Annotated in this window: 3 protein-coding genes; 1 reads left to right on the top strand and 2 read right to left on the bottom strand. The window is 70.8% G+C overall.

All coding sequences use genetic code 11. The annotated features are described in order from the left end of the window. Together zwf and D180_RS20505 are read right to left on the bottom strand one after the other, a co-directional pair. A partial coding sequence (zwf, locus tag D180_RS20510; protein ID WP_017914241.1) for a glucose-6-phosphate dehydrogenase occupies nt 1–1532 on the bottom strand: 1532 nt, incomplete at its 3' end. Next, nucleotides 1529–3319, bottom strand: a complete 1791-nt coding sequence (locus D180_RS20505) for a glycoside hydrolase family 15 protein (RefSeq protein ID WP_043091466.1) — start codon at nt 3317–3319, stop codon at nt 1529–1531. The genes D180_RS20505 and zwf, both read right to left, overlap by 4 nt. Nucleotides 3320–3440: 121 nt before the next feature. On the opposite strand from D180_RS20505, the gene D180_RS20500 reads away from it, so the two are divergent. Next, nucleotides 3441–3805, top strand: a 365-nt coding sequence (locus D180_RS20500; RefSeq protein ID WP_017914239.1) for a response regulator, incomplete at its 3' end; no start/stop codon positions are given.

Genomic DNA, 3805 nt, shown 5'->3' with positions numbered 1-3805 from the left:
GGGCGGCGCCCGGCGGTGAGGGTGCGCCAGGTGTGGCCGCCGTTGAGCGCCAGCAGCGCATCGGCCGCGGCCGGGCCGGCACTGCCGGCCGGGTACTGCGGGGTCTCGTCGGCCGAGGTCTGCCAGGCGTCGAGGATCGGCTGCACGATGGTCCAGGCCGCCTCGACCATGGTCGCGTCCTGGAACAGGCCGGCCTCGCCGTGCATGCAGTCCTGCAGCAGGCGTTCGTAGCCCACCGTGTATTCCTTGGGGAACCAGTCGCGGTAGCGGAAATCCATGCGCACCGGCGCCAGGCTGACCCGCGCGCCCGGGCGCTTGACGTCGAATTGCAGCGAGATGCCCTCGTCTGGCTGGATGTGCAGCACCAGCCAGTCCGGGCCGTAGCCGCCGATCTCGGCGCTGCGCAGCGGCGCCAGCGGCGCCGGCTTGAAGCGGATCGCGATCTCGGTGGTGCGCTCGCGCAGGCGCTTGCCGGTGCGCAGGTAGAACGGCACGCCGGCCCAGCGCCAGGTGTCCACTTGCAGCTTCATCGCCACATAGGTCTCGGTGTTGGAATCCGGCGGCACCGTGTCTTCCTCGCGGTAGCCCGGCACGGCGTTGCGGCCGATCGCGCCCGCCGCGTACTGGCCGCGGACCACGTCGGCCGGACTCAGCGGCCGCACCGCCTCGATCACCTCGGCACGCCGGCGCAGCATCGCCGCCGGGGTGAAGGCCGCCGGCGGTTCCATCGCGATCATCGCCAGCAGCTGGAACAGGTGGTTGGGCACCATGTCGCGCAGGCAGCCGGTGGGGTCGTAGAAGCCGCCGCGGCCTTCCACGCCGATGGTCTCGGCCGCGGTGATCTGCACGTGGTCGATGCGGTCGCGGTTCCACACCGGCTCGAACAGGCCGTTGGCGAAGCGGAAGGCGAGGATGTTCTGCACCGTTTCCTTGCCGAGGAAATGGTCGATGCGGAACACCTGGTCCTCGTCCAGCACGCGGCCGACGATGGCGTTGAGCTCGCGTGCGCTCTGCAGGTCGTGGCCGAACGGCTTCTCCACGATCACCCGGCGCCAGCCGCTGCTGGCGCTCTGCTTGACCAGCCCGGCCGACCCCAGCTGTTCGATCACCGGGGCGAAGAAGCGTGCCGCGGTGGCCAGGTAGAACAGCACGTTGCCGCCGGTGCGGTACTGCGCGCCGATCTTCTCCAGCAGCGCGCCCAGGCTGCGATAAGTGCCGGCATCGTTGAAGTCGCCGCGCAGATAGTGCAGGCGCGAACGCAGCCAGCCCCACACCTCCTCGTCCAGGCCATCGGCCTTGAACTCCGCGTCGCGGTCGGCCATCAGCCCGCGCATCGCATCGCCGAGCATGCGCCGCCACGCCACTTCGCTGACCGCGCCGTGGTCCACGCCGATCACCGCGAATTCCTCGGGCAGCGCACCGCTGTGGCGCAAGTTGTACAGCGCCGGCAGTACCAGGCGCCGGGTCAGGTCGCCGCGGGCGCCGAACACCACGATCAGACAGGGAGGAGTGGTCTGGGAGGCATCGCTCATGGATGGGTGTCCTGTTCGCCGATCAAGCCATGCAGGCGCAGCGCCGCGTGGATCAGCGCCACGTGCGAATAGCCCTGCGGGAAATTGCCGAGCATGCGGCCGCTGCGCGGGTCGTACTCCTCGGCCAACAGGCCGACGTCGTTGCACAGCGCGAGCAGGCGCTCGAACAGCGCGCGCGCCTGCTCGCCGCGGCCGAGCAGCGTGTAGTTCTCCACCAGCCAGAAACTGCAGGCGATGAAGGTGCCCTCGCCGGCCGGCAGGCCGTCGCCGCTGGCGTCGTCGGCGCGGTAGCGCTCGACCAGGCCGTCGATGCTCAGGTGTTCGGCGATGGCGTCGGCGGTAGCGGCCACGCGCGGATCGTCCGGCGGCAGGAAGCCGACCAGCGGGATCAGCAGGGTCGCCGCGTCCAGCCGTTCGCTGCCGTAGCTCTGCACGAAGTAGCCATTGCGGTGCACGCCCTGCGCCAGCACCTGCGCATGGATCTCGTCGGCCAGCGCGCGCCAGTGCGCGCGTTGCGCGGCGTCGGCATCGGTGACGCCGTCGCGCGCGCCGCAGTCGAACGCCAGCCACGCCATCACCTTGGAATGCACGAAGTGCTGGCGCTTGTCGCGGATCTCCCAGATGCCCTCGTCCGGCTCGCGCCAGCGCTGCTCCAGCACCTCCAGCAACTGCCGCGCCAGCGAGCGGCCATGCACCGCCGTGGCCATGCCCTCGTGGTGGCCGCGGTGGAACGCGGCGATCACCTCGCCATAGACATCGAGCTGGAACTGGCCGACCGCAGCATTGCCCACGCGCACCGGCGAAGCGCCTTCGTAGCCGGGCAGCCAGTCCACCGTCCATTCGGACATGCGCCGCTCGCCGCCGATGCCGTACAGCGCCTGCAACTGGTCGGGCGAGCCGGCCACGGTGCACTGCAGCCAGCCATGGAACGCGGCAGCCTCGTCGAAATAGCCGGCCGCGCGCAATGCGGTCAGGGTGAACACCGCATCGCGCAGCCAGCAGAAGCGGTAGTCCCAGTTGCGCTCGCCGCCCAGACGTTCGGGCAGCGAGGTGGTCGGTGCGGCGACGATGGCGCCGGTGGGCAGGTAACTCAGGCCCTTCAGCACCACCAGCGAGCGCCGCACCGCCTCGGTCCACGGGCCGGCATGCAGGCAGCGGTGCGACCAGCCGTGCCAGAACGCCTCGGTCTGCGCCAGCGCCTGCTCCGGCGCTAGCAACGGCGGCAGCTGCAGGTGCGAGGCGCCGTGGCTGAGCACGAACCAGGTGCTTTCGCCGGCCTCCAGCACGAACTCGGCTTCGGTGGCGAAGCCGTGGCCGTGCATGGCCTGCGGGCTGCGCAGCGCGATCTGGTCCGGCCCGGCCACCGCCTGCAGGCCGCCCTCGATCTGCGACACCCAGGGAATGGTGCGGCCGTAGTTGAAGCGCAGCTGCAGCTGCATGCGCAGCGGCACACGGCCGTGCAGGCCGCGCACGATCCGCACCACGTGGTTGTGCATCACCTCGTCGTGGCTGGCGACCATGAAGTCGAGCAGCGCCACCGCGCCGGTGTCGGTCTCGAACCGCGTCTCCAGCACCAGGCTGCCGTCGCGGTAGGCACGGGTGCTGGTGAAGTCGCCCTGCGGCGCGATCGCCCAGCGGCCGTGATCGGGTTCGCCGAGCAGGGCGGCGAACAAGGCATCGGAATCGAAGCGCGGCAGACACAGCCAGTCGATCGAGCCGCGACGGTCCACCAGAGCCGCGCTGCGGCAGTTGCCGAGCATGGCGTAGTCTTCGATTCGCGAGGCCATCGTGGGCGCCGGTGCGGAGGAGCGGCGAGTCTGCCAGCGCCGGTGTTTGCGTCGCGTAATCGCCGCGCGGCGCCGTTCAGGCGCGCGCAAGCGGCCGGCTGCGGCTACACTGCGGCTGCGCATGACTTCCGATCCCGCTGCCGCCGCCCTGCGCACTCTGGTCCTGGAGGACGATCCGATACTGCGCGATCGCATCCTGGTGCCGGGCCTGCGCCGTTTCGGCTTCGCCGCCGACGGCTGCGGCACCGGCGCGGAACTGCAGCAGCGGGTGCAGCGCGAGGGCGCCGAGATCGTGGTGCTGGATGTCGGCCTGCCCGACACCGACGGCTTCACCCTGGCCGGCGCGCTGCGCCTGCAATACCCGGACCTGGGCATCGTCATGCTGACCAGCCTGGGCCAGACCGAGGACCGCATCCGCGGCCTGACCGGCGGCGCCGACGCCTATCTGTCCAAGCCGGTGGAAATCGACCTGCTGGCCGCGACCCT

This window comes from Xanthomonas sp. SHU 166, from assembly GCF_000364685.1.
Lineage (GTDB): Bacteria > Pseudomonadota > Gammaproteobacteria > Xanthomonadales > Xanthomonadaceae > Xanthomonas_A > Xanthomonas_A sontii.
Note: the sequence above shows the minus strand (reverse complement) of the source record. Positions and strands in the feature narration are given on the sequence as shown.